Below are 22,948 nucleotides of genomic sequence, written 5' to 3'. Positions count from 1 at the left end.
TTGACCTATGGTACGGATCACCGACCACTGCACCATGCAACCCCCGACCGAGCGAGCCGTGGCATGCACAAGACCCTCATCGTCACCAACGACTTCCCGCCGAGGCCCGGCGGGATCCAGGCGTTCGTGCACAACATGGCCGTCCGCCAGCCCGCGGGTTCCATCGTGGTGTACGCCTCCACCTGGCGCGACGGGAAGGAGGTCGCCGAGTTCGACGCCCGCCAGCCGTTCCCGGTGATCCGCGACCGGACGAAGATGATGGTGCCCACCCCGCGGGTCACCCGGCGGGCCGCCGAGATCCTCCGCGCCGAGGGCTGCAGCTCCGTCTGGTTCGGCGCCGCCGCCCCGCTCGGCCTGATGGCCCCCGCACTGCGGCATGCGGGCGCCCAGCGCCTGCTCGGCATGACCCACGGCCACGAGGCCGCCTGGGCCCAGCTGCCCGGCTCCCGGCAGCTGCTGCGGCGGATCGGCGCCGGCACCGACACCCTCACCTACCTCGGCGAGTACACCCGCAGCCGGATCGCCGACGCGGTCGGCCCGGAGGCGGCCCGGCGGATGGTGCAGCTGCCGCCCGGCGTCGACGAGCGGACCTTCCGGCCGGACTCGGGCGGCGACGAGGTCCGCGCCCGGCTCGGGCTCAGCGACCGGCCGGTCGTCGTCTGCGTCTCCCGGCTCGTCCGGCGCAAGGGCCAGGACACCCTGATCGAGGCCATGCCGCAGATCCTCGCGGCGGTGCCCGACACCGTCCTGCTGATCGTCGGCGACGGCCCCTACCGCGACGACCTGGAGAAGCTCGCCGAGGCCCGCGGGGTCGCCGGCTCCGTCCGCTTCACCGGGGCCGTGCCGTGGGAGGAACTGCCCGCCCACTACGGCGCCGGCGACGTCTTCGCGATGCCCTGCCGGACCCGGCGGGGCGGGCTGGACGTCGAGGGCCTCGGGATCGTCTACCTGGAGGCCTCCGCGACCGGCCTGCCGGTGGTCGCCGGGGACTCCGGCGGTGCCCCGGACGCCGTCCTGGAGGGCGAGACCGGCTACGTGGTGCCGGGCCGCTCGGCGGAGGCGGCGGCGGAGCGGATCGTGCGGCTGCTCCACGACGAGCAGCTGCGGCGGACGATGGGGGAGGCCGGACGGCGCTGGGTGGAGCGCTCCTGGCGCTGGGACCTGCTGGCGCAGCGGCTCACGGGGCTGCTGGCGTAGCACCGGGACAACCACCGAGGGGCGCGGTGAACCGCGCGAGACGGAAGGCACGGACCGTTGCCCCCGATTCGCACAGTTCGCCGCGCCCCTCGCGGTCACCCGCTTCAGCGCTGGTAGATGGCCTCGACGTCGGCGGCGAAGTCCTTGAGGACGACGTTGCGCTTCAGCTTGAGGGAGGGGGTGAGGTGGCCGCTCTCCTCGGTGAAGGAGGTGTCGAGCAGGCGGAACTTCTTCACGGCCTCGGCGTGCGAGACGGCCTGGTTGCCGTCGTCCACGGCGGACTGCACGGCGGCGAGCAGGTCGGCGTCCTCGGCGAGGTCGGCGAGGCCGGCCCCGGCCGGCTTGCCGTTGAGCTCCTTCCACTTGTCGAAGAAGTCCGGGTCGAGGGTGATCAGGCAGGCCACGAAGGGCTTGCGGTCGCCGACCACCATGACCTCACCGATCAGGGCGTGCGCCCGGATCCGGTCCTCGATCACGGCCGGCGCCACGTTCTTGCCGCCCGCGGTGACGATGATCTCCTTCTTGCGGCCGGTGATGGTGAGGTAGCCCTCGTCGTCCAGCGAACCGATGTCGCCGGTGGCGAACCAGCCGTCCTGCAGGGCCTCCGCGGTGGCCTCCGGGTTGTTCCAGTACCCGGTGAAGACCTGCGGGCCCTTGAGCAGCACCTCGCCGTCCTCGGCGATCTTCACCGCGGAGCCGGGCAGCGGCTGGCCGACGGTGCCGATCTTCGGCTTGTCGTGCGGGTTGAAGGCGGTGGCCGCACAGGTCTCGGTCAGGCCGTAGCCCTCCAGGACGGTGAAGCCGATGCCGCGGTAGAAGTGGCCGAGCCGCTCGCCGAGCGGGGCGCCGCCGGAGATGGCGTGGGTGGCCCGTCCGCCGAGGGCGGCCCGCAGCTTGGCGTACACCAGCTTGTCGAAGACGAAGTGCTTGATTCTCAGGCCGAGCCCGGCGCCGCCGGCGTCCAGCGCGCGGCTGTACGCGATGGCGGTGTCGGCGGCCTTGTCGAAGATCTTGCCCTTGCCGTCGGCCTGGGCCTTGGCGCGGGCGGTGTTGAAGACCTTCTCGAAGACGCGCGGCACACCGAGGATCAGGGTCGGCCGGAAGGAGCCGAGTTCGGCGGTGACGTCCTTGATGTCGGAGACGTGGCCGATCTTGATCGGCGCGATGGCCGCCGCGATCTCGGCGATCCGGCCGAGCACGTGGGCCAGCGGCAGGAACAGCAGGACGGAGCTCTCGCCGGTGCGGAAGAGCGGCTCCAGGCGGGCGGTGACGTTGCCCAGCTCCGCCAGGAAGTTGCGGTGGGTCAGCTGGCAGCCCTTGGGGCGGCCGGTGGTGCCCGAGGTGTAGACGATGGTGGCGATGGTGTCGGCGTCCGGGACGGCCCGGCGCTCGGCGACCGTCGCGTCGGTGACGTCGGCGCCCGCCGCGGTGAGGGCGGCGACCGCGCCGTCCTCGATCTGCCAGGCGTGCCGGAGCTGCGGCAGGCGGTCCCGGACCTCCGCGAGGACGGCGGCGTGGCCGGCGGTCTCGGTGACCACCGCGACGGCACCGGAGTCGCCGAGGATCCACTGCACCTGCTCGGCGGAGGAGGACTCGTACACCGGCACGGTGATCGCGCCCGCGCACCAGATCGCGAAGTCGAGCAGCGTCCACTCGTAACGGGTGCGGGACATCACCGCGACCCGGTCGCCCGGCTCGACGCCGGAGGCGATCAGCCCCTTGGCCACCGCGTGGACCTCGGAGAGGAACTGGGCCGCCGTCAGGTCCTGCCACTGCCCGGCCACCTTCCGGCTGATCACGGCGACGCCGGGGTGCAGCTCGGCGTTCTGGTGGATCAGGTCGGAGAGGTTTCCGCCGCTCGGTACCTGGTAGCGGGCCGGAAGGCTGAACTCGAGCAAGACTGCTCCTCGTCTGCGACGCTGCGGGACGGCAGGACGTTACTGCTCGGTAGCCGGATTCGACCAGAGCTGTCGGCTCCGTTGTTCGAAGAGTCACACCGCGCAGAACGGGTGGGGATGTTTCGTCTCGCACCTTACGACAGCCGATGCCCGACGTGTCGGTAGCCCCCGGTGCCCCCGCACAGGCCCCGCCGACCGGCTCCGCACCGGCTCCGCACCGGCCCCGGACCCACCCCGCGCGGGTGCGTCCGCCCGGTGCCGCGGGCCCGCCGGGAGCCGTTCGCGAACCCCTCGCGAGCCCCGATGCCCAGGGCGGCGCCCGGCGCGCACCCGCGGGCGCGATAGCCTGCCCTGGGCGCACATCTGAAGAGACGCGGAGGGCCGTGATGGCGGAGCACACCAGGTCGAGCATCATCATCGACGCGACCCCGGCCGAGGTCATGGCCGCGATCGCCGACTTCGCGGCCTACCCGGAGTGGACGGGCGAGGTCAAGGAGATCGAGGTGCTGAACACCGCCGCGGACGGCCGCGGTTCGGAGGTGCGCCTGGTGCTCGACGCCGGCGCGATCCGCGACGAGCACGTCCTCGCCTACACCTGGGACGGCGACCGCGAGGTCCGCTGGACGCTGGTGAAGAGCCAGATGCTGCGGGCCCTCGACGGCTCCTACAGCCTCGCCGCGGTCAAGGGCGGCGGCACCGAGGTCACCTACCAGCTCGCCGTCGACGTCAAGATCCCGATGCTCGGCATGATCAAGCGCAAGGCGGAGAAGGTCATCATCGACCGGGCCCTGGCCGGCCTGAAGAAGCGCGTCGAGGGCTGACGCCGGGTGTCACCCCGCACCGTCCTCGTCACCGGCGAGGGCTCGGCCGTCGTCGCCGCCGCCACCGCCCTGCACAGCGCCCGCGCCGGCCGGCGCACCCTGCTGCTGGCCGCCGACGACCCGCACCGCGCCCTCGACGACCTGCTGGACACCCGCCTCACCGCGGAGCCCGCACCCTGCGCGGACCGGCTCGCGGTCGCCCGGATCGACGAGCAGGCCGCCCTGCGCAGCGCCCTCGACGGCTTCGGCGCCCGGCTCGCGCCGGCCCTCGACCTGCTCGGGGCCGAGCCGCTCGACCCCGAGGAGCTCACCCCGCTGCCCGGCACCCGGCAGCTCGCCCTGCTCCGCGCGCTGCGCTCCGCCGACGCCGAGACCGTCGTGGTCGCCGCCCCGCCCCCGGCCGACCTGCTCGCCACCCTGGCACTGCCCGAGCAACTCGTCCGCTACCTCGACCGGCTGCTGCCCGAGCAGCGCCAGGCCGCCCGCGCGCTGCGCCCGCTGCTGGCCGCGCTCGCCGGGGTGCCGATGCCCGCCGACTGGCTGTTCGAGGCCCGGACGGCCGCCTGCGCCGCCCTCGCCGAGGCCCGCGCCGTGATCGAGGCGCCCGGCACCTCCGTCCGCCTGGTCGTGGACGCCGACGCCCACGGCAACGGAGAGCTGCGCCGGATCCGCGCCGCCCTCGCCCTGTACGGCCGTCGCCTGGACGCGGTCGTCGCCCACCGGGTGCTGCCGTCCGCGGCCACCGCCTCGCCCGACCCCTGGCTGGCCGCCCGCGCCGCCCGCCAGCAGGAACGCCTGGCCGAGCTCGCCGCCAGCCTCGGCGCCGTGCCGCTGCTCACCGCCGGATGGCCCGAGGTCGCCCTGGAGGACATCGCCGACCAGCTGTACGCCGCCGGCGTGCCCGAACCCGGCGAGGCCCCCGAGCCGTGGGTCGAGGACCGGCTCGCCGCGGAAGGACTGCTGGTCTGGCACCTCGCCCTGCCCGGCGCCGACCGGTCCGGACTGGAGCTGGTGCGCCGCGGGGACGAACTGGTCGTGGGCACCGGCGGCCACCGCCGGCTGCTCCCGCTGCCCTCCGCCCTGCGGCGGTGCACGGTGAGCGGCGCAGGGCTGCACGACGGCGTGCTGTCGGTGCGGTTCGCGCCGGACCCCGCGCTCTGGCCGGCCCGCGGCTGACCCCGCCTCGCCCGCGACTTGCCCTCCTCGCCCGGGGCGGACCCCGTCTCGCCCGCGACTGGCCCTCCTCGCCCGTGGCGGACAAGCCCCGGCCCGTGGCGGACAAGCCCCGGCCCGTGGCGGGCGCCGCTCGCCCCCATGGCACGCACTGGCGCACGTGGCGGCCCCGATGGTTGCGGGCGGCCCTGCCGCGCGCCGGTCGGCCGGTGCAGGGAAGGGGCGTGTGTGATGGGCGTGTGCGCCCGGCGCGCGTCCGGTGCGCCGGGCGGCCTTCGATACGCCGTCCGGTAGCGTCTGGAGCCCGGCCGGTCCCGGCCGGACGGCTCGGCAGCGCACCGGCGACGCCCCTGCGTCACCGCGATGCCGCGCCGAGGACGCACGGAGGAGGTCGCCGGATGGCGGACGAGAAGGCGGACGGCACGGCCGGGCAGGGCCTCGGCGCGGAGTTCGGGCCGCTGGTCGACGAGGTCCGGAGGTTCGCCCTCGCCCTCGGCGGCAAGGCCCAGGAGTACGGCACCAGGCTGCGCGAGCAGAACCCCGAGGTGTACGGACATCTCGCCGCCGCGGGCGGCGAACTGCTCGCCGCGTACCGCGCAGCCGTCTCAGGTCATGAACAGCGCTGGGCCGGTGCCGGACACGCCGAGGCCGAGCACATCGACCTCGACGGGGCCTCCGACAAGTAGTGAAGCCGCAGGTCAGACGAGGTGACTGTGGCGCCTTCACGCATCACTCAAAGCCGCGAAGTCTACGACTTCTGAACGCAGCTGACCCGGCAATCCGGAAATTGGCTTCGGTTAATGTAGGCCTCGGTGTGTACGGGAGCACCGCTCAGCGGGTACCGTTCCGCTCAGCGGGAACGAGTGAATAGCTGAGGGACACATGGCTCTGACCATCGGCGTCGACGTCGGCGGGACGAAGATCGCGGCCGGCGTGGTCGACGAGACCGGCGAAATCCTTGCGCGTACCCGGGTGCCCACCCCGGCCGACCCCCAGTGGGCGGTCGACGCGATCGCGCAGGCCGTGCGCGAGCTCAAGGAGGAGTACCCGGAGGTCGCGGCCGTCGGTGTCGGCGCCCCCGGCTTCGTGGACCGCGACCGCTCCACGGTGATCTTCGCTCCCAACATCGACTGGGAGAACGAGCCGCTCAAGCAGCGCATCGAGGAGCTCACCGGCCTGGAGACCGTCGTCGAGAACGACGCGAACTGCGCCGCCTGGGCCGAGTTCCGCTTCGGCGCCGCGGCCGGCTACGAGGACATGGTCCTGATCACCGTCGGCACCGGCATCGGCGGCGGCATCGTCCTCGACGGCCGGATGCACCGCGGCCGCTTCGGCGTCGCCGGCGAGATCGGCCACCTCAACATGGTCCCCGACGGCCTGGCCTGCGGCTGCGGCGGCAAGGGCTGCTGGGAGCAGTACGGCTCCGGCCGTGCGCTGCGCCGCTACGGCCGCGAGAAGGCCGCCGCCGACCCGATCGCCGGCAAGCGGATGCTGGAGCTCAACGACTTCGTCGCCGAGACCATTCGCGGCATCCACATCACCGAGGCCGCGGCCGAGGGCGACCCGCTCGCCCTGGAGTGCTACTCGGAGCTCGCCGACTGGCTCGGCCGCGGCATGGCCGACCTCGCCGCGCTGTTCGACCCGGGCGTCTTCGTGCTCGGCGGCGGCGTCTCCGACTCGGGCAGCCTGCTGCTCGACCCGGTCGCCGCGGCCTTCGAGACCTACCTGACCGGTGGCGTGCACCGCCCGCGCGCCGAGGTCCTGCTCGCGACGATGGGTTCCGCGGCCGGCATCGCCGGCGCCGCCGACCTGGCGCGCGTCTGACGGATCGTCCGATCTCCGACGGCGAGGTTGGGGCAGCCGCCCCGGCCTCGCCGTTAGCATGGCCGGCATGCCTGCCGAGCAGCCGTCCGCAGCCCCCGGACCCGTGCCGCCGACCGGGCCGGCCGCCCTGCCCGCCTCCGGCGCCGAACCCGACGGCGCCGAGCGGGTCCGCATCCTCAGCTACAACGTCCGCTCGCTGCGGGACGACCGGGACGCCCTCGTCCGGGTGATCCGCGCCTGCGATCCGGACGTGGTCTGCATCCAGGAGTCCCCGCGGTACTGGCGGCCCCGGAAGCAGGCCGCCCGGCTCGCCCACCGCACCGGAACCGTCGTCCTCTCCGGCGGCGGCCGGATCGCCGCCGGACCGCTGCTGCTCGGGAAGCTGCGGGTCGAGGTCCTCGCCGTCCGCGACCGGCTGCTGCCCAAGACCCGCGGCCTGCACGCCCGCGGATTCGCCACCGCCCTGCTACGGGTGGGCCGTTCGGCCCCGTTCGCGGTGACCAGCTGCCACCTCTCCCTCGACCCGGCCGAACGGCTCCGCCAGTTCGCGCTGCTCCCGGACCAGTTCGACCCGGACGAGCACGGCATCGTCGCAGGCGACTTCAACGAGCACCCCGACGGCCCGGGCTGGCGCCGGATGGCCGCCGCGTACCAGGACGCCCACACCGTCGCCCCCTGGGGCGGCACCTTCACCTCCGTCCCGGCCGACCCCCACCAGCGGATCGACGCGATCTTCGCCACGCCCGGTGTGGAGGTGCTGGCGTGCGGGGTGCCGCAGGGGTTGGCGGGGGTGTCGGCGGCGGATCTGGTGGTGGCGACGGATCATCTGCCGGTGGTGGCGGTGGTGCGGATCCCCGCGGGGGGCTGAGGCGGGGGAGCAGGGGGCGTGGGATCGGCGGGGGTGTGGGGCAAGCGGTCAGTGGATCGAGGCGGCGACGATGATGCCGTTGCGGACGGTGTAGGTGCCGGCGTAGTGGTGGTGGGTGCCGTCGGTCTGCAGGGCGTCCAGGAGGACGGAGACGGTGTCGCCGTTGACGGCGGTGACGGTCACGGTGTCGGCCGCGGTGCCGGTGAAGCCGTTGACGAACTGCCCGTAGCTCGGCGCGAGGTTGCGGCCGCCGAGGGCCCAGGCGCGGGCGTAGTCACGGGCGTTGATCGCGGCGTAGTAGTCCTCCACGGCCTGGCGCGGTGCGGCGGCGGCCGTCCGGGGGCCGGCGGTGGCGGTGGCCGTCGCGGTGACGGTCGTGGTCCGCGCGGCCGTGGCGGTCGCGGTGGGGGCCGCGGTGGCGGCGGGCAGCGCCCACTGGCCGGTCTGGTCCGCGAAGCCGGAATTCAGGGTGAACTGGGCCTTGGCGAGACGGGAGCCCGCCGGGACCTCGAAGGCGAGGTAGCCGAGCGCGGTGTCGCCGGGGGCGACGTGCACCCCGGCGGGGAATCCCGGCCCGGCGGTGACCTCGGTGGTCACCGAGGTGTTGAAGCCCTGCCCCTGCTCGTCGATCACGGTGGCGCTGTTGGCCGGGGCGTCGGAGTACACCGCCGAGCCGATGTTGTGGAGCCGGAACTGCACGGCGACCAGCCGTTCGCCGGCGCCCGGCGTGGAGATGGCGTCGGCGCCCGTCGCCGGGTCGGCCACCGCCGTCACCGTCACGGCGATCCGGGCGCCCTTCTCGTTGCCGGCCAGTTCGAGGGTGTCCCCGACCTGCGCCGACCGGGGTAAGCCGGTGGAACCGGAGCCCGTGCCGCTCGTCGGACTGCTCGCCGGAGCCGTCACCACCGAGTGGCTGCTGCAGCCCGCGGCCAGTGCCGCCGCCAGTACCGCCGTTCCCGCCAGGGTGCCGATCCGTGCCATGGCCGTCGCCTCCCGCCCTCCCAGGCTACGGGCGGGCGACGGCCGCGGCACGGGGGCGGACGGTCAGACGACGGCGCCGCCCATCGGGTCCTCCGGCTCGTCGTCGTCCTTGTCCTTCATCCGGGCGACGAGGGTGACGAAGCCGCCGAGGAAGGCGGTGACGCCGACCCACGCGGGCCAGCCGGCCACCTCGTGCCAGACCAGGGTGTCGATGAGCAGCAGGGCCGGGCCGCCGAGCACGGCGATCCAGGCGAACTTGGCGGTGGTGTCGGCCTTGGGCAGCGGCGGGGGCTCCGGCGGGACGAAGTGGCCCTCGTCCGGGTCCTCCCGGAGGCCGTAGTCGCGCGGGCCGGACACCGGCCCGGCCACCTGCTCGGGGGTGGTCGGTCTCGGCCGCGGCCGGGGGCGGGGCGCGAACTCGTCGAAGGAGTCCGCGGCCGGGGACTCCTGGGCGCGGAGGTTCTCGATCTCCGGCCACTCGGGGTTGGTCAGGTCGACGGGGTCGTCGAACTGCGCGACCAGGGCGGCGAAGATCGCGTCCTGTTCGGCCTGGCTGCCGGCCGCGGGCCGCCGGGCGGGCGGTTCGGAACCGGCGGTGGTCTCCTGGTCCTGTCCGGGCTTCGCGGTGCCGTCCTCGGGCAGCTCCTCGCCGCCGCCCGCCTTGCTGGTCTCGTTCACTACCGGCCCTTCAGCCCAGGTGGTGCTCGGCATCGGTCGTCGCATCGGTCTTCGCATCGGTCTTCGCCGCCGGTGCCAGCCGGCGGACGAACCCGAGGCTCTCCTCGAAGATCATTCCGGCGTCGTGGTCCAGCGTGGCGACGTGGTAACTGCGCTCGCACAGTTTTTCCGTCACGTCCGTCGAGGATATCCGGGCGAGCACCAGTTCCGAGTTGGCCGGGGAGACCACGTGGTCCTGGGGACTGCGCAGCAGCAGCACGGGCTGCCGGACGGCGGGCAGTTCGGCCTGGACGGTGCGCCAGAGGCGGGAGAGCGACCAGGCCGCGTGCAGCGGCGTGCGGTCGTAGCCGTACTCGGAGACGCCCTCCAGGGCGATGTCGTCGGCGATGCCGGGCAGGCTGGGGACGAGGTGCCGCAGGGCGGGCAGCAGGACGGTGGCCGGGTTGTCCGAGCGGACCGACGGGTTGACCAGGACGACGCCGGAGATCGCGTCGCCGTGCTGCGCGGCGAGCCGCAGCGCGAGGGCGCCGCCCATGGAGAGGGCGCAGACGAAGACCTGCTCGCAGCCGTCCAGCAGGGCCCGGAGCTCGCGGTCGACCTCGGCGTACCAGTCCTCCCAGCGGGTCTGCTGCATGTCCTGCCAGCGGGTGCCGTGGCCGGGCAGCAGCGGCAGCGCGACGGTCAGGCCCGCGGCGGCCAGGTGGTCGGCCCACGGCCGCATGGACCGCGGCGAGCCGGTGAAGCCGTGGACGAGGAGCACGCCGACCGGCCCGCCCTTGTGGTGAAACGGTTCTGCGCCGGGCAGCAGCGGCATCCTCGGAGCTCCTTCGCTCGGACGGGTCCCTGGCGGGATCCGGGACGGGGTCCCGGACCGGTTCCGGGCGGGATCCCCGGCGCACGGGACGGGATCGCGGGCACCGGACGGGCCCGGGGGAGCGGCGGCTACCCGCGGGTACCCGGAGCGGCATCGTCCCACGGCCGCGGCGGCCCGTACAGGGGCCGCAGCCGCCGCATCACGGGCCTGCCGGTGCACACGCGCGCGGCTGTGGGCATTAGGATCGACCGGTCCGTACAACAGGAGGCCCGGGTTGTTCTACCGACTGATGAAGATGATCGTCGCGCCGTTGCTGCGGATCTTCTTCCGGCCGTGGCTCGAGGGCGCGGAGAACATCCCCGACGAGGGTCCCGCGATCATCGCGAGCAACCACCTGTCCTTCTCGGACTCCTTCTTCTTCCCCGCGCTGATCAAGCGCCGGATCACCTTCATCGCCAAGGCCGAGTACTTCAACACCCCCGGCCTCAAGGGCAAGCTGACCGCCGCCTTCTTCAAGGGCGTCGGCCAGCTGCCGGTCGACCGGTCCGGGGCGCGCGGCGCCGGCGAGGCGGCGATCCGCAGCGCCGTCGCCGTCCTGGAGCGCGGCGAGCTGTTCGGCGTCTACCCCGAGGGCACCCGTTCGCCCGACGGCAAGCTGTACCGCGGCAAGGTCGGCGGTCTCGCCCGGGTCGCGCTGCAGACCGGCGCCCCGGTCATCCCGGTCGCCATGATCGACACCGAGAAGGTGCAGCCCCCCGGCCAGGTCGTCCCCAACTTCGGGATCCGCCCCGGCATCCGGATCGGCCGCCCGCTCGACTTCTCCCGCTACCACGGCATGGAGAACGACCGCTTCATCCTCCGCTCCGTCACCGACGAGGTGATGTACGAGATCATGCGGCTCTCCGGCCAGGAGTACGTGGACATCTACGCCACCGCCGCCAAGCGCCAGATCACCGAGGACAAGAAGCGCGCCGACGCCGAGCGCCGGGCCGCGCAGAAGGCGGAGAAGGCCGCCGAGAAGGAGGCCGAGAAGGCCGCCAAGGAGGAAGCCGAGAAGGCGGCCAAGGACGAGGCCGAGAAGGCCGCCGAGGACGAGGCCGCGCGGCTGGAGCAGGAACAGCAGGAGCAGCAGGACAAGCCCGAGTAGGGCGCGTCTGGGGCCTGGGGCCTGGGGACGAGGGGTCGGGGGGACGACGGATGGCGGAGGACCACAGAGCCGGGCTCGCGACCCGGGCGGCCGGCCCGGTCGCGGCAGCGGTGCAGCGGTCGGGCGCGCTGACCGTGGGCGGCATGTCCGTCGAGATGCCGCTGTGGCGGGCGATCGGCTACTTCCGGGTGCTCGCCCTGGCCTACGCGATCCTGCGCTACCTCAACTCCTTCCACGACTTCCTCCACCCGGTCTCCGGCTGGATCTACCTCGGCGCGCTCACCCTGTGGACGCTCGCCAGCGCCCGGGCCTTCGCCGGTCCGCAGCGCTGCACCTGGTACGTGCTCGGCACCGACCTCGCGTTCGCCGTCACCGGCATCGTGATGAGCGGGATCATCGACCAGCCGGCCCGCATCCACGGCGGCGCCCCGACCCTGCCCACCATCTGGGCGGCCGGCAGCGTGCTCGGCTTCGCGGGCAAGGGCGGCTGGAAGCCCGCCGCGTTCGCCGCCACCGTCGTCGGCCTCGCCAACATCCTCGGCCACGGCGGCATCACCCCGGACAACATCCACAACATCGTGCTGCTGATGGTGGCCGGCTGCGCCATCGGCTACGTCATCGAGCTCGCCCGCGCCAGCGAGGCCGTGCTCACCCGCGCGCTCCAGGTCGAGGCCGCCACCCGCGAACGCGAGCGGCTCTCCCGGGACATCCACGACGGCGTCCTCCAGGTGCTCGCCCTCGTCCAGCGCCGCGAGGGGGACATCGGCGACCTCGGCCGGCTGGCCGGCGAGCAGGAACGCGCGCTGCGGGCGCTGATGACCGGCGGACCGCTGCCCGCCCAGGCCTCCGGCGAGCCGCCGCCCGCCGAGCAGGACCTCCGGCAGCTGATCGCCCCGCACACCGGCGAGCGGGTCACCCTCTCCGCCCCCGGCACCCCCGTGCTGCTGCCCGCGCACGCCGCCGGCGAACTCGCCGCCGCGGTGGGCGCGGCCCTGGACAACGTCCGCCGCCACGCGGGCGAGGACGCCCGGGCGTGGATCCTCGTCGAGGACGAGCCGGACGCCGTCACCGTCTCCGTCCGCGACGACGGCGCGGGCTTCGCCGCCGGGCGGCTCGGCGAGGCGGAGGAGGCCGGACGCCTCGGCGTCTCGCAGTCGATCCGCGGGCGGCTGCGCGACCTCGGCGGCACGGCCGAGCTGTACTCGGTACCCGGCGAGGGCACCGAGGTCGAGATGCGGGTGCCCAGGAAGGGGCAGTGATGTCGGATCAGGTTCGGGTCATGGTCGTCGACGACCACCCGATGTGGCGGGACGCCGTCTCCCGGGACCTCGCCGACGCCGGGTTCGCCGTCGTCGCCACCGCGGGCGACGGGGAGGAGGCGGTGCGCCGCGCCCTGGCCACCGTGCCGCAGGTCGTCGTCCTCGACCTCAACCTGCCCGCTCTGCCCGGCGTCGAGGTCTGCCGCCGGATCGTCACCCACGACCCGAGCGCCCGGGTGCTGGTGCTCTCCGCGAGCGGCGAGCACGCCGACGTCCTGGAGGCGGTCAAGTCCGGCGCCACCGGCTACCTGGTGAAGTCCGCGGGCCGGGACGAGCTGATCGACGCCGTCCGCCGTACCGCGCTCGGCGACCCGGTCTTCACCCCGGGCCTGGCCGGGCTCGTCCTCGGCGAGTTCCGCCGGCTGGCCACCGAGCCCGCCCCGGCCGCGTCCCCCGCGGCGCCGCAGCTGACCACCCGGGAGACCGAGGTACTGCGGCTGGTGGCCAAGGGCCTGTCCTACCGCCAGATCGCCGACCGGCTGGTGCTGTCGCACCGCACCGTGCAGAACCACGTCCAGAACACCCTCGGCAAGCTGCAACTGCACAACCGCGTCGAACTCGTCCGCTACGCGATCGAGCAGGGCCTGGACGACGAACTGAGCCAGGGCTAGCGCACCCCCACGCGCCCCTGGGTGGTGCCCGTCCACGGGAAGTCTGCCGCACGTGCGCCGCCCGGCCCGGACGGTGTGCTCCGGGGGCCGGGCGGTGCGGGTGCGGGCGCTCAGCCGGCGACGGGGGACGCGGTGCGGAGGAGTCCGGCGACGATGTCGACGCCCTCGCGGGTGAGGACGGACTCGGGGTGGAACTGGAGGGCGGCGAAGCCGGGGCCGCGGAGGGCGTGGACGTCGTCGGTGAGCGGGTCGCGGGCGACCTCGATGCCCTCGGCGGCGAGCCGTTCGGCGGCGGCGTCGTCGCAGCGGGCGGTGAAGGTGTTGTAGAAGCCGACGGTGCGGCGGGTGCCGAAGAGGTCGACGGTCTCCTGGGCGCCCTGGTAGGGGACGGCCTTGCGGCGCAGCGGCAGGCCGAGTTCGGCGGAGAGCAGCTGGTGGCTGAGGCAGACGGCGAGCAGCGGTGCGGTGCGGGTGCCGGCGCGGACGGCGGCCAGCGCGTCGGCGACGATCGGGCGGAGCACGGCCATCTTGGGGTCGGCGGGGTCGGCCGGGTCGCCGGGGCCGGGGCCGAGCACCAGTGCTCCGGTGTGGGCGGCGACCCGCTCGGGCAGGCCGGGGGTGTCGTAGCGCAGCACGGTGACCCGGTGGCCGAGCGAGGACAGCAGGTGGGCGAGCATCGAGGTGAAGGTGTCCTCGCCGTCGACGACCAGGGTGTCCAGGCCCTCGACGGGCTCGGTGCCCTGCTGCATCCGCAGCCAGAACGGGGCGAGGCCGGCCCGGCGGGCGTCGAGGGCGGCCTGGACCCGGTGGTCGTCGGCGAGGCGCGGTCCGGCGCCGCGGCCGGCGGGCTTCGGTGGGGCGGGGCGGGCGCCGATCGCGGTGAGCACCCCGGCGGCCTTGGCGTGGGTCTCGGCGACCTCGGAGTGCGGGTCGGAGTGCCGGACGAGGGTGGCGCCGACCCGTACGACCAGCTCGCCGGTGGCGGGGTCGATGTCGGCGGTGCGGATGCAGATGGGGGAGTCGAGCTGCTGGCCGCCGCTGGCGGAGCGGCCGATCAGGGCGAGTGCGCCGGAGTAGTAGCCGCGGCCGGTGGCCTCGTAGCGGTGGATGACCCGGGTGGCGTTCTGCACCGGGCTGCCGGTGACGGTCGCCGCGAACATGGTCTCCTTCAGCACCTCGCGGACGTCCAGCGAGGTGCGCCCGCGCAGCTCGTACTCGGTGTGCGCGAGGTGGGCCATCTCCTTCAGGCGGGGGCCGAGGACCTGGCCGCCGAGGTCGCCGACGGTGCACATCATCTTGAGTTCCTCGTCGACCACCATGGTGAGCTCCTCCAGCTCCTTGGGGTCGTGCAGGAACTCCAGCAGCGAGTCGAGGGTGGGGCCGCCGGCCGGGTGGCGGTAGGTGCCGGAGATCGGGTTCATCACGACGGTGCCGCCGGACTGCCGCACGTGCACCTCCGGCGAGGCCCCGACGACGATCCGCTCGCCGGTGTGCACCAGGAAGGTCCAGTAGGCACCCCGCTCCTGCTCCAGCAGCCGCCGGAAGAGGGTGAGCGCCAGGGCGGTGTCGAAGCCCTCCAGCCGGCCGTGGAAGTCCCGGCGGACGACGAAGTTGGCGCCCTCGCCGCGGCCGATCTCGTCCTCGATGACGCGGCGGACGATCTCCGCGTACTCCTCGTCGGTGATGTCGAAGCCGCCGCCGGTGAGCCGGACGGGGCGCTGCGGCAGGGCGGGCAGCAGCTCGTCGAGGGCGAGGGCGTACTGCTCCTCGACGGCGAGCGCCTGCAGCGGGGTGCCGTCGTCGTGGGCCTCGAAGCCGCGCTCGCGGATCTGCCGGTACGGGACGAGGGCGAGCAGGTCGTGCCGGGGGCCGCCGGCGGGCACGCCGTCCGGCACCGGCAGGTCGGCGAGAGTGTCGTGGACGCCGACGGTGCCGATCAGCACCTCGACGGTGTCCGGGGCGAGCCGGGGGGCGCGGCGGTGCAGCAGGGCGAACGCGGGGGCGCCGGGCGCGGTGAGACGGGCGACCAGGTCGGCAGGGCGGGTCACGGTGCGGCGTTCCTTCCGGGAGGCGGGCGGGTCGGTCGCTCTTCGCGGGAGGGCCGCCTGCTCCTTCGGAACACGCAGACGGCCGCCCCGAGGGGCGGCCGTCGTGTCGTCTTAGGGACGCGCGAGCTGTGGGCCGCCCATCGGGCTGGCCCACCACCAGGAGAAGGTGTGCGATGCGGTCACGGGGACGAGCGTAGCGGATGCCCCGGCCGTGTGAAGTCGCTCACCGAAATGTCCATCACCCGTCTCACCCATCGGGCGGCGGGCACAATTCGGTTGTCACACCCCGTAGCCTTGCTTCGTGACCGTGACAACTGAGACAAACGGGGCTGCCTTCTCCTGGCAGTCCCTTCCCGCGGCGCAGCAGCCCGAATGGCCGGACCACGAGGCACTGCGCAAGACCCTTGCGGACCTCGCCTCGTATCCGCCGCTCGTCTTCGCCGGCGAGTGCGACCAGCTGCGTGCCCGGCTCGGTGCCGTCGCACGCGGGGAGGCCTTCCTGCTGCAGGGGGGTGACTGCGCCGAGGCGTTCGACGGCGTGTCCGCCGAGCAGATCCGCAACAAGCTGAAGACCCTGCTGCAGATGGCGGCCGTGCTCACGTACGCCGCCTCGGTGCCGGTGGTCAAGGTCGGGCGCATCGCCGGCCAGTACTCCAAGCCGCGCTCGAAGTCGACCGAGACCCGGGACGGCGTCACCCTGCCGGTCTACCGCGGCGACTCCGTGAACGGTTTCGACTTCACCCCCGAGTCGCGCATCCCGGACCCGGAGCGCCTCAAGCGGATGTACAACGCGTCCGCTGCGACGCTCAACCTGGTGCGCGCCTTCACCACCGGCGGCTACGCCGACCTGCGCCAGGTGCACGCCTGGAACCAGGACTTCGTGCGCAACTCGCCCTCCGGCCAGCGGTACGAGCAGCTCGCCCGGGAGATCGACAACGCGCTGGCCTTCATGAACGCCTGCGGGGTGGCCCCGGAGGAGTTCCGGACGGTCGAGTTCTACTCCTCGCACGAGGCGCTGATCCTGGACTACGAGACGGCGCTGACCCGCACCGACTCGCGGACCGGCGACCTGTACGACGTCTCGGGCCACATGGTCTGGATCGGCGAGCGCACCCGTCAGCTGGACCACGCGCACATCGAGTTCGCCTCGAAGATCCGCAACCCGATCGGCGTGAAGCTCGGCCCGACCACCTCGGTCGACGAGGCGCTCACCCTGATCGACCGGCTCGACCCGGACCGCGAGCCGGGCCGGCTGACCTTCATCACCCGGATGGGTGCGGGCAAGATCCGCGAGCACCTGCCCGCCCTGGTCGAGAAGGTCACCGCCTCCGGTGCCCAGCCGGTCTGGATCTGCGACCCGATGCACGGCAACACCTTCGAGGCCGAGACCGGCCACAAGACCCGCCGCTTCGACGACGTGCTCGACGAGGTCAAGGGCTTCTTCGAGGTGCACCGCGCGCTCGGCACCCACCCGGGCGGCATCCACGTCGAGCTCACCGGTGACGACGTCACCGAGTGCGTGGGCGGCGGCGACGAGGTCCTCGTCGACGACCTCCACCAGCGCTACGAGACGGCCTGCGACCCGCGGCTCAACCGCAGCCAGTCGCTCGACCTGGCCTTCCTGGTCGCGGAGATGTACCGCAGCCAGTGAGTCCGGCGGCCGTGATGATCGCAATGTGACAAAGGCCCCTCCGCTTTCCCGGTCTCCGGGGGCGGAGGGGCTTCGCTTTGCGGGTACCTTGGGTAAGGTAAGGCTTAGCGAGGTAAGGCCAGCCTTGCCGATCAAGGAACACCAGCCCCGGGAGAGCCGCCGATGTACGTGTGCATGTGCCATGCGGTCACCGAGGCCCAGGTCAAGCGGGAGATCGACGGCGGCGCCGTCACCCCGCGGCAGATAGCCAAGGGCTGCAAGGCCGGCACCGACTGCGGTTCCTGTGTCCGCCGGATCCAGGCGCTGCTCGGGGAGCACGGTGCCCGCCCGTGCCCGACGGCCAGGCTGGCCGCGAAGCTCGGGCTGGCCGATCCCGTGGCTGAGACCCTGCCCGAGCGCGGTCTCGAAGCCGCCTAGCGGCCCGCCCGCGGCGGTGGGGCCTCAGCTCTCCGGCTGCTCGATGAGCTGCGCGAGGTAGAGCGGCTCGCCGAGCTTCTCCAGCAGTTCGAGCTGGGTGTCCAGGTAGTCGATGTGGTGCTCCTCGTCGGCGAGGATCGCCTCGAAGATGTTGGCCGAGGTGACGTCGTTCTTGGCCCGCATGACGACGATGCCGCGGCGCAGCCGGTCGATGGCCTCGACCTCGACCTGCCGGTCGGCCTCGAACATCTCCTTGACCGTCTGGCCGATCCGGACGTGGAACAGTCGCTGGTAGTTGGGCAGGCCGTCCAGGAAGAGGATCCGGTCGGTCAGCGTCTCCGCGTGCTTCATCTCGTCGAAGGACTCGTGCCGGGTGTACGCGGCGAGCTTCGTCCAGCCGTTGTTCTCCTGCATCTTGGCGTGCAGGAAGTACTGGTTGATGGCGGTGAGCTCGGCGGTGAGCTGCTCGTTGAGGAACTCGATGACCTCGGGGTCGCCCTGCATGGCGTGCCTTCCTGATTGCCGTCCGTCGCTTGCCCGCATGGTGGCACTGGAACGGGCATGGTTTCCAGTAAGTTCACACTTACCCCCATTTATGTGCAATGTCCGATTTTCCGATGTGCGGGTTCGATGGAGGGGGCGTGCGCGAGGGGCGCGCACCGTGGACCGCCCGCCGTCTGCGACCATGGAGGCATGGGTCAGCACGAACCGGAACCGCCGCAGCCGTCCGACCCGCGGCTCCCTCCCGGCCAGCGCCTCCAGCGCGGCTGGCCGGTGCTGCACTACGGACCGGTGCCCCGCTTCAAGCCGCAGAGCTGGGACTTCCAGGTGTTCGGGGCGACCGCCTCCGCCGAGAAGCACCGCTGGGACTTCGAGGGCTTCCACGCACTGCCGCGGGTGACCGTCCGCGGCGACCTGCACTGCGTCACCCGCTTCTCGATGCTCGGCAACGAGTGGGGCGGCGTCGCCGCCAAGACCGTCCTCGACCTGGTGCCGCCGGCCCCCGGCGTCACCCACGTCATGGTCTGGGCCGAGTACGGCTACAGCGCCAACCTGCGGGTCGCCGACTTCACCGACCCGCGGACGGTCTTCGCCACCCACCGCAACGGCGAGCCGCTCACCGTCGAGCACGGCTTCCCCGTCCGCCTCGTGGTGCCGCACCTGTACGCCTGGAAGGGGCCCAAGTGGGTCCGCGCGGTCGAGTACATGCGCGCCGACCGCCGCGGCTTCTGGGAGGAGCGCGGCTACCACAACCTCGCCGACCCGTGGGCCGAGCAGCGCTACTCCTACCAGGAGGAGCCCGGGGACGGTCCGCTGCGCTGACGGCCGCGACGACCCGCGGGCGACCGGCTAGAACAGCCCGAAGCTGATCACCACGGTGCTGCCCTGGGCACGCGGGGTGTCGGCCTTGGGCAGCTGCGCGGAGACCTTGCCGGTCCCGAACAGGTTCAGGCCGTTGACCTGCACCTTGAAGCCGGCGTCGGTGAGCGCCCGGGTCGCGTCGTCCTTGCTCATGCCGAGCACGTTCGGCACCAGCCGCATGCCCTTGCTGACCACCAGCGCGACCGGCGTGTTCGGGCTGACCGAGGTGCCGGGTCCCGGGTCCGCGCTGATCACCGAGCCCTCGGGCACGTCGTCGTCGAACTCCTCCCGGGTCGTCCCCGGGGCCAGCCTGGCATCGGTGAGCGCCTTGCGGGCCTGCTCCAGCGACAGACCCTCCACGGGCGGCACCGCCACCCGGTCCGGGCCCTTCGAGAGCAGCACCTTCACCGGATCGCTCTTGCGGGCGCGGGCGCCCACCCCGGGATCGGTGGAGATCACCTGTCCGGCCTTGACCGTCTCGCTGAACTGCTGGGTGAACGTGCCGCGCAGCCCCGCCCCGTCCAGCGTCGCCACCGCCTGCGCCTCGGTCTGCCCGAGCACCGTCGGCACCGTGGTGTACAGCCCGTCCGAGAGCAGGTACGTCGCCCCGCCGACCAGCAGCAGCACGGCCGCGATCACCGCACCCCAGACCAGCGGCGCGCGCGAGCGCGGTGGCCGCGGCGCACGGGCCGGCCGGGCCGGCGGCGACTCGTCGTACGGCCGCGGCGGGGTCAGCAGGTCGGCCGGCACGTCCAGCACGCTGGTGCGCTCCACCGGGCGGTCGACCACCGCGGTGACCTCGCCGGTCGGGTACTGCGGGGTCGGCCGGGTCGAGGCCGGCGGCTCGGCGTCCAGCTGCGCCGGGGTGAGCGCCCGGCGGGCCCGCTGCAGCGCGGCCAGCATCTCCACCGCGTCCCACGGACGGGCCTGCGGGTCGCGGGCGGTCGCGGCGGCCACTATGGCGTCCAGCTCGCGGCCCACCCCCGGGGCGGCCAGCGACGGCGCCGGGACGTCCTCGTTCAGGTGCCGGTAGATCACCTGCATGGCGTTCTCGCCGGTGTGCGGCTTGGCGCCGGTCAGCATCTCGTACAGCAGGATGCCGGCCGCGTACACGTCGACCCGCTGGTCGGTCGGGCCGTCCTGGCGGATCTGCTCCGGCGCGAGGTAGGAGACGGTGCCGAGCACCGTGCCGGTCGAGGTGGTGCTGGTGACGGCGTCGCCCGCGCCCTCGGTGCCGGTCAGCAGCCGGACCAGGCCGAAGTCCGCGACCTTCACCATGCCGCCGTCGGTGATCAGCACGTTCTCCGGCTTGACGTCCCGGTGCACCAGGCCGGCCCGGTGCGCCGCGCCCAGCGCCGCCAGCACCGGCTCCAGGATGTCCAGCGCGGCCCGCGCCGACAGCGCCCCGCGGTCGCGCAGCAGGTCGCGCAGGGTCCGCCCGGGCACGTACTCCATCGCCAGGAACACCGCCCGGCCGTCCGCGCCCTGGTCGAAGACGTTCACCACGTTCGGGTGGGACAGCCGCGCCACGGCCTTCGCCTCGCGGATGAACCGGCCGGTGAACTCGTTGCCGCCGTCGGCGGCCAGCGCGGGGTGCATCACCTTCAGCGCGACGACCCGGTCCAGCCGGGTGTCCGTCCCGCGGTACACCGTGGCCATGCCGCCGACGGCGATGCGCCGATCAACCCGGTACCGGCCGTCGAGCAGGGCACCGATCAGGGGGTCGTCGAGCGTCATGTCCACCCGAGGAGTGTAGGGCGCAGGGGTGACCCCCGGCCCGGCACGGCGCCGCGTGCGGCGCGGTTGTGCCGATGTTGAGACATGCGGTCGCGCGCCGGGGCGCGCGCCCTCCTAGAACGCCGGGTGTTCGCGGGTGTCGAGGTGGGCGCGGCCGGCCATCTGGGAGGAGGCCTCGGCGTGGAAGCGCCGCGGGATGCGGCCCGCGCGGTACGCCAGCCGGCCGGCCTCGGTGGCCCGCTTCATCGCGTCCGCCATCAGCACCGGGTCCTGAGCCCGCGTCACCGCCGAGGCCAGCATCACCGCCGAGCAGCCCAGCTCCATCGCCAGCGCCACGTCGGAGGCGGTGCCCGCGCCCGCGTCCAGCACGACCGGCACGCCCGCGCCCTCCACGATCAGCTGGAAGTTGTGCGGGTTGCGGATGCCGAGGCCCGAGCCGATCGGCGAGCCCAGCGGCATGATCGCCGCGCAGCCGACGTCCTCCAGCTTCCGCGCCAGCACCGGGTCGTCGTTGGTGTACGGCAGCACCGTGAAGCCGTCGTCGACCAGGGTCTCGGCGGCGTCCAGCAGCTCGATCGGGTCGGGCAGCAGCGTCCGCTCGTCCGCGATGACCTCCAGCTTCACCCAGTCGGTGCCGAGCGCCTCCCGGGCCAGACGGGCCGTCAGCACGGCCTCGCCGGCGGTGAAGCAGCCCGCCGTGTTGGGCAGCACCCGGATCCCGTTGCGGGTCAGCACGTCCAGCACCGACCCCTGGGTCGAGGCGTCGACCCGGCGCATCGCCACCGTGGTCAGCTCGGTGCCGGACACCTGCAGCGCCTGCTCCAGCACGTCCAGGCTGGGGGCGCCGCCGGTGCCCATGATCAGGCGCGAGGTGAACGTCGTCCCCGCGATCGTGAACAGGTCGTCGGCCATCGTCAGCCTCCCTGGACGGCGGTGAGGATCTCCACCCGGTCGCCCGCGCCGAGCACCGTGGCCGGCCAGGCGCCGCGCGGCACCACGGCCTCGTTGACCGCCGCGGCCACACCGGTGTTCGCGGCGGACACCCGGGCCACCACCTCGGCCAGCGTGGTGCCCGGAGGCAGTTCCTGCGGCTCGCCGTTGACGGTCAGGGGGACGGGCACCGGATCGGTGTTCAGCATGCGAGGGCCTTCGAGTGGAAACGGTCGGGGGAGAAGGGGGCGGCGAGCTCCGGGACGCTCCCGGTCGCCAGGTACGCGCCGAGCAGGTCGGAGGTGACCGGCGTCAGCAGCACGCCGTTGCGGTAGTGGCCCGTCGCGGCGACCAGCCCGGGCAGCCGGGTCGGCCCCAGCAGGGGCGCGTTGTCGGGCGAGCCGGGACGCAGCCCGGCACCGGTCTCCACCAGCGGGAGCTCGGTCAGCCCCGGTACCAACTCGTGCGCGTCCCGCAGCAGTTCGTAGACCCCGCCGGCGGTCACCGTGGTGTCGAAGCCCTGCTCCTCGCTGGTCGCACCGATCACCAGCTCGCCGTCCGCCCGCGGCACCAGGTAGATGTGCTGCCCGCGGACCACGGCCCGCACGTTGCGCGACAGGAACGGCCGGTACGCCGCCGGCACCTGCAGCCGCAGCACCTGGCCCTTCACCGGCCGCACCGGGGGCAGCACGCCCTCCGGCAGACCCGGCAGCAGATGGCTGCGGCAGCCCGCCGCCAGCACGACCTGCCCGGCCGCGCGCTCGGCGCCGCCGTCCGTCCGCACCCCGGCCGCCCGGCCGTCCTCGACCAGCAGCTCGACCGCGGACTCCCGGTGCAGCACCACGCCGGCCCGCTCGCAGGCCACCACCAGCGCCCGGGCGAGGCGCCGCCCGTCCACCTGGTGGTCCCCGGAGACCAGCAGACCGCCGCGGACCCCCGGCGCCAGCATCGGCTCCAGCCGGCGGCACTCCCGGCCGGTCAGCCACTGCGAGTCCAGACCCAGCCGGGCCTGGAAACCGTGCAGCTCGCGCAGCTCCTCGCGGTCGTCCGCGTCCAGCGCCACCGCCAGCGTGCCGGTCCGCCGGTAGCCGGTGTCCAGGCCCGTCGCCTCGGTCAGCTCGGCCGCGAACTCCCCGTACCGTTCGTTCGACGCCATGCCAAGGCGCAGCAGCGGCTCCTCGCCGTACTGCAGCTCCGTCACCGGCGCCAGCATGCCCGCGGCGACCTGCGCGGCACCGCCGCCGGGCACCGGATCGACCAGGGCCACGGCCAGGCCGCGCTGCGCCGCCCGCCAGGCGACGCCGAGCCCGATGATGCCGCCGCCGACCACCAGCACGTCTGAATGGGACCGTGCCACGTCGCTGATTCTCCCTTCGCCGGCATGACCCGGATCAGGTTCGGACGGTCGCGGGCCGCTCCAGCCCGCCTCTCAGCCCGGTGCACCGGGCTCCCGTGTGGTGTGCACCCACCAT

General features: G+C 73.7%; 22 protein-coding genes and 1 riboswitch. Of the genes, 12 read left to right on the top strand and 10 right to left on the bottom strand.

All coding sequences use genetic code 11. The features are described 5' to 3' along the window. Positions 1–63: 63 nt before the first annotated feature. Positions 64–1,197, top strand: coding sequence for a glycosyltransferase family 4 protein (locus IE98_RS0101915; protein ID WP_030262945.1), 1,134 nt, complete (start codon positions 64–66; stop codon positions 1,195–1,197). 104 nt (positions 1,198–1,301) lie between these two features. Here the strand turns inward: IE98_RS0101915 and IE98_RS0101910 are convergent, their stop codons facing one another. Beyond that, positions 1,302–3,095 (bottom strand): AMP-dependent synthetase/ligase, encoded by a 1,794-nt coding sequence (locus IE98_RS0101910; protein WP_030262941.1) that lies wholly within the window; start codon positions 3,093–3,095, stop codon positions 1,302–1,304. 386 nt (positions 3,096–3,481) lie between these two features. Between IE98_RS0101910 and IE98_RS0101905 the strand changes: the two genes are divergently transcribed. The 5 genes from IE98_RS0101905 to IE98_RS0101885 all read left to right on the top strand — a co-directional run bounded on the left by IE98_RS0101905 (position 3,482) and on the right by IE98_RS0101885 (position 7,781). Then, positions 3,482–3,916 carry an SRPBCC family protein gene (locus tag IE98_RS0101905; protein WP_030262938.1) on the top strand — a complete coding sequence of 145 codons (435 nt, stop codon included), beginning with the start codon at positions 3,482–3,484 and terminating at the stop codon, positions 3,914–3,916. A gap of 6 nt (positions 3,917–3,922) precedes the next feature. After that, complete coding sequence (locus tag IE98_RS0101900) at positions 3,923–5,092, top strand: ArsA family ATPase (RefSeq protein WP_030262936.1); 1,170 nt, start codon at positions 3,923–3,925, stop codon at positions 5,090–5,092. A 395-nt stretch (positions 5,093–5,487) separates the two neighbouring features. Next, positions 5,488–5,775, top strand: coding sequence for a DUF5304 family protein (locus IE98_RS52465; protein ID WP_043173199.1), 288 nt, complete (start codon positions 5,488–5,490; stop codon positions 5,773–5,775). A 196-nt stretch (positions 5,776–5,971) separates the two neighbouring features. Next, positions 5,972–6,913: an ROK family glucokinase gene (locus IE98_RS0101890; protein WP_030262931.1), complete on the top strand. Its 942-nt coding sequence runs from the start codon at positions 5,972–5,974 to the stop codon at positions 6,911–6,913. Between the two features lie 67 nt (positions 6,914–6,980). Further along, positions 6,981–7,781, top strand: coding sequence for an endonuclease/exonuclease/phosphatase family protein (locus IE98_RS0101885; RefSeq protein ID WP_052390022.1), 801 nt, complete (start codon positions 6,981–6,983; stop codon positions 7,779–7,781). Positions 7,782–7,829: 48 nt separating this feature from the next. Here the strand turns inward: IE98_RS0101885 and IE98_RS44165 are convergent, their stop codons facing one another. The 3 genes from IE98_RS44165 to IE98_RS0101865 all read right to left on the bottom strand — a co-directional run bounded on the left by IE98_RS44165 (position 7,830) and on the right by IE98_RS0101865 (position 10,254). Then, positions 7,830–8,762, bottom strand: a complete 933-nt coding sequence (locus IE98_RS44165) for a DUF4352 domain-containing protein (protein ID WP_052389999.1) — start codon at positions 8,760–8,762, stop codon at positions 7,830–7,832. Between the two features lie 63 nt (positions 8,763–8,825). Further along, complete coding sequence (locus tag IE98_RS0101870) at positions 8,826–9,440, bottom strand: hypothetical protein (RefSeq protein WP_052389998.1); 615 nt, start codon at positions 9,438–9,440, stop codon at positions 8,826–8,828. A 10-nt stretch (positions 9,441–9,450) separates the two neighbouring features. Further along, on the bottom strand, positions 9,451–10,254 hold the full coding sequence (locus tag IE98_RS0101865; RefSeq protein WP_043173197.1) for an alpha/beta hydrolase: 804 nt from the start codon (positions 10,252–10,254) through the stop codon (positions 9,451–9,453). A 289-nt stretch (positions 10,255–10,543) separates the two neighbouring features. Here IE98_RS0101865 and IE98_RS0101860 point away from each other — a divergent pair, with 289 nt between their 5' ends. The 3 genes from IE98_RS0101860 (at position 10,544) to IE98_RS0101850 (ending at position 13,331) form a co-directional block, all read left to right on the top strand. Beyond that, the gene (locus IE98_RS0101860; protein ID WP_030262918.1) at positions 10,544–11,401 is read left to right on the top strand and encodes a lysophospholipid acyltransferase family protein; all 858 of its coding nucleotides are present in this window, start codon (positions 10,544–10,546) and stop codon (positions 11,399–11,401) included. A gap of 143 nt (positions 11,402–11,544) precedes the next feature. After that, positions 11,545–12,660: a MacS family sensor histidine kinase gene (gene macS / locus IE98_RS0101855; protein WP_030262915.1), complete on the top strand. Its 1,116-nt coding sequence runs from the start codon at positions 11,545–11,547 to the stop codon at positions 12,658–12,660. Beyond that, positions 12,660–13,331, top strand: coding sequence for a response regulator (locus IE98_RS0101850; RefSeq protein ID WP_030262911.1), 672 nt, complete (start codon positions 12,660–12,662; stop codon positions 13,329–13,331). The genes macS and IE98_RS0101850 overlap by 1 nt, the downstream gene beginning before the upstream one ends. Before the next feature lie 110 nt (positions 13,332–13,441). On the opposite strand, the gene IE98_RS0101845 is transcribed toward IE98_RS0101850, so the two are convergent. Continuing rightward, entirely contained in the window at positions 13,442–15,379 is a 1,938-nt protein-coding gene (locus IE98_RS0101845; protein WP_030262908.1) for an anthranilate synthase family protein, read from the bottom strand. A gap of 301 nt (positions 15,380–15,680) precedes the next feature. Between IE98_RS0101845 and IE98_RS0101840 the strand changes: the two genes are divergently transcribed. Together IE98_RS0101840 and IE98_RS0101835 are read left to right on the top strand one after the other, a co-directional pair. Next, on the top strand, positions 15,681–17,030 hold the full coding sequence (locus tag IE98_RS0101840) for a class II 3-deoxy-7-phosphoheptulonate synthase (RefSeq protein ID WP_030262905.1): 1,350 nt from the start codon (positions 15,681–15,683) through the stop codon (positions 17,028–17,030). Between the two features lie 162 nt (positions 17,031–17,192). Beyond that, the gene (locus IE98_RS0101835) at positions 17,193–17,447 is read left to right on the top strand and encodes a (2Fe-2S)-binding protein (RefSeq protein WP_030262902.1); all 255 of its coding nucleotides are present in this window, start codon (positions 17,193–17,195) and stop codon (positions 17,445–17,447) included. A gap of 24 nt (positions 17,448–17,471) precedes the next feature. On the opposite strand, the gene bfr is transcribed toward IE98_RS0101835, so the two are convergent. After that, the gene (gene bfr / locus IE98_RS0101830; protein WP_030262899.1) at positions 17,472–17,951 is read right to left on the bottom strand and encodes a bacterioferritin; all 480 of its coding nucleotides are present in this window, start codon (positions 17,949–17,951) and stop codon (positions 17,472–17,474) included. Positions 17,952–18,140: 189 nt separating this feature from the next. Between bfr and IE98_RS0101825 the strand changes: the two genes are divergently transcribed. Then, on the top strand, positions 18,141–18,770 hold the full coding sequence (locus tag IE98_RS0101825) for a sulfite oxidase-like oxidoreductase (RefSeq protein ID WP_030262897.1): 630 nt from the start codon (positions 18,141–18,143) through the stop codon (positions 18,768–18,770). A 27-nt stretch (positions 18,771–18,797) separates the two neighbouring features. Here IE98_RS0101825 and pknB read toward each other — a convergent pair whose 3' ends face one another. The 4 genes from pknB to thiO all read right to left on the bottom strand — a co-directional run bounded on the left by pknB (position 18,798) and on the right by thiO (position 22,833). Continuing rightward, positions 18,798–20,546 carry a Stk1 family PASTA domain-containing Ser/Thr kinase gene (gene pknB / locus IE98_RS0101820; RefSeq protein ID WP_052389996.1) on the bottom strand — a complete coding sequence of 583 codons (1,749 nt, stop codon included), beginning with the start codon at positions 20,544–20,546 and terminating at the stop codon, positions 18,798–18,800. 114 nt (positions 20,547–20,660) lie between these two features. Next, positions 20,661–21,458, bottom strand: coding sequence for a thiazole synthase (locus IE98_RS0101815; protein ID WP_030262892.1), 798 nt, complete (start codon positions 21,456–21,458; stop codon positions 20,661–20,663). A 2-nt stretch (positions 21,459–21,460) separates the two neighbouring features. After that, a complete protein-coding gene (gene thiS, locus IE98_RS0101810) occupies positions 21,461–21,685 on the bottom strand; it encodes a sulfur carrier protein ThiS (protein WP_030262890.1) in 225 nt (74 codons plus the stop codon). Beyond that, entirely contained in the window at positions 21,679–22,833 is a 1,155-nt protein-coding gene (gene thiO / locus IE98_RS0101805; protein ID WP_030262887.1) for a glycine oxidase ThiO, read from the bottom strand. Before thiO ends, thiS begins: the two co-directional genes overlap by 7 nt. Then, a riboswitch (TPP riboswitch) is annotated at positions 22,828–22,940 on the bottom strand. (Overlaps the previous gene by 6 nt.) Between the last annotated feature and the right edge of the window lie 8 nt (positions 22,941–22,948).

Source organism: Streptomyces sp. NRRL B-24484 (genome assembly GCF_000717715.1).
GTDB lineage: Bacteria > Actinomycetota > Actinomycetes > Streptomycetales > Streptomycetaceae > Kitasatospora.
Note: the sequence above shows the minus strand (reverse complement) of the source record. Positions and strands in the feature narration are given on the sequence as shown.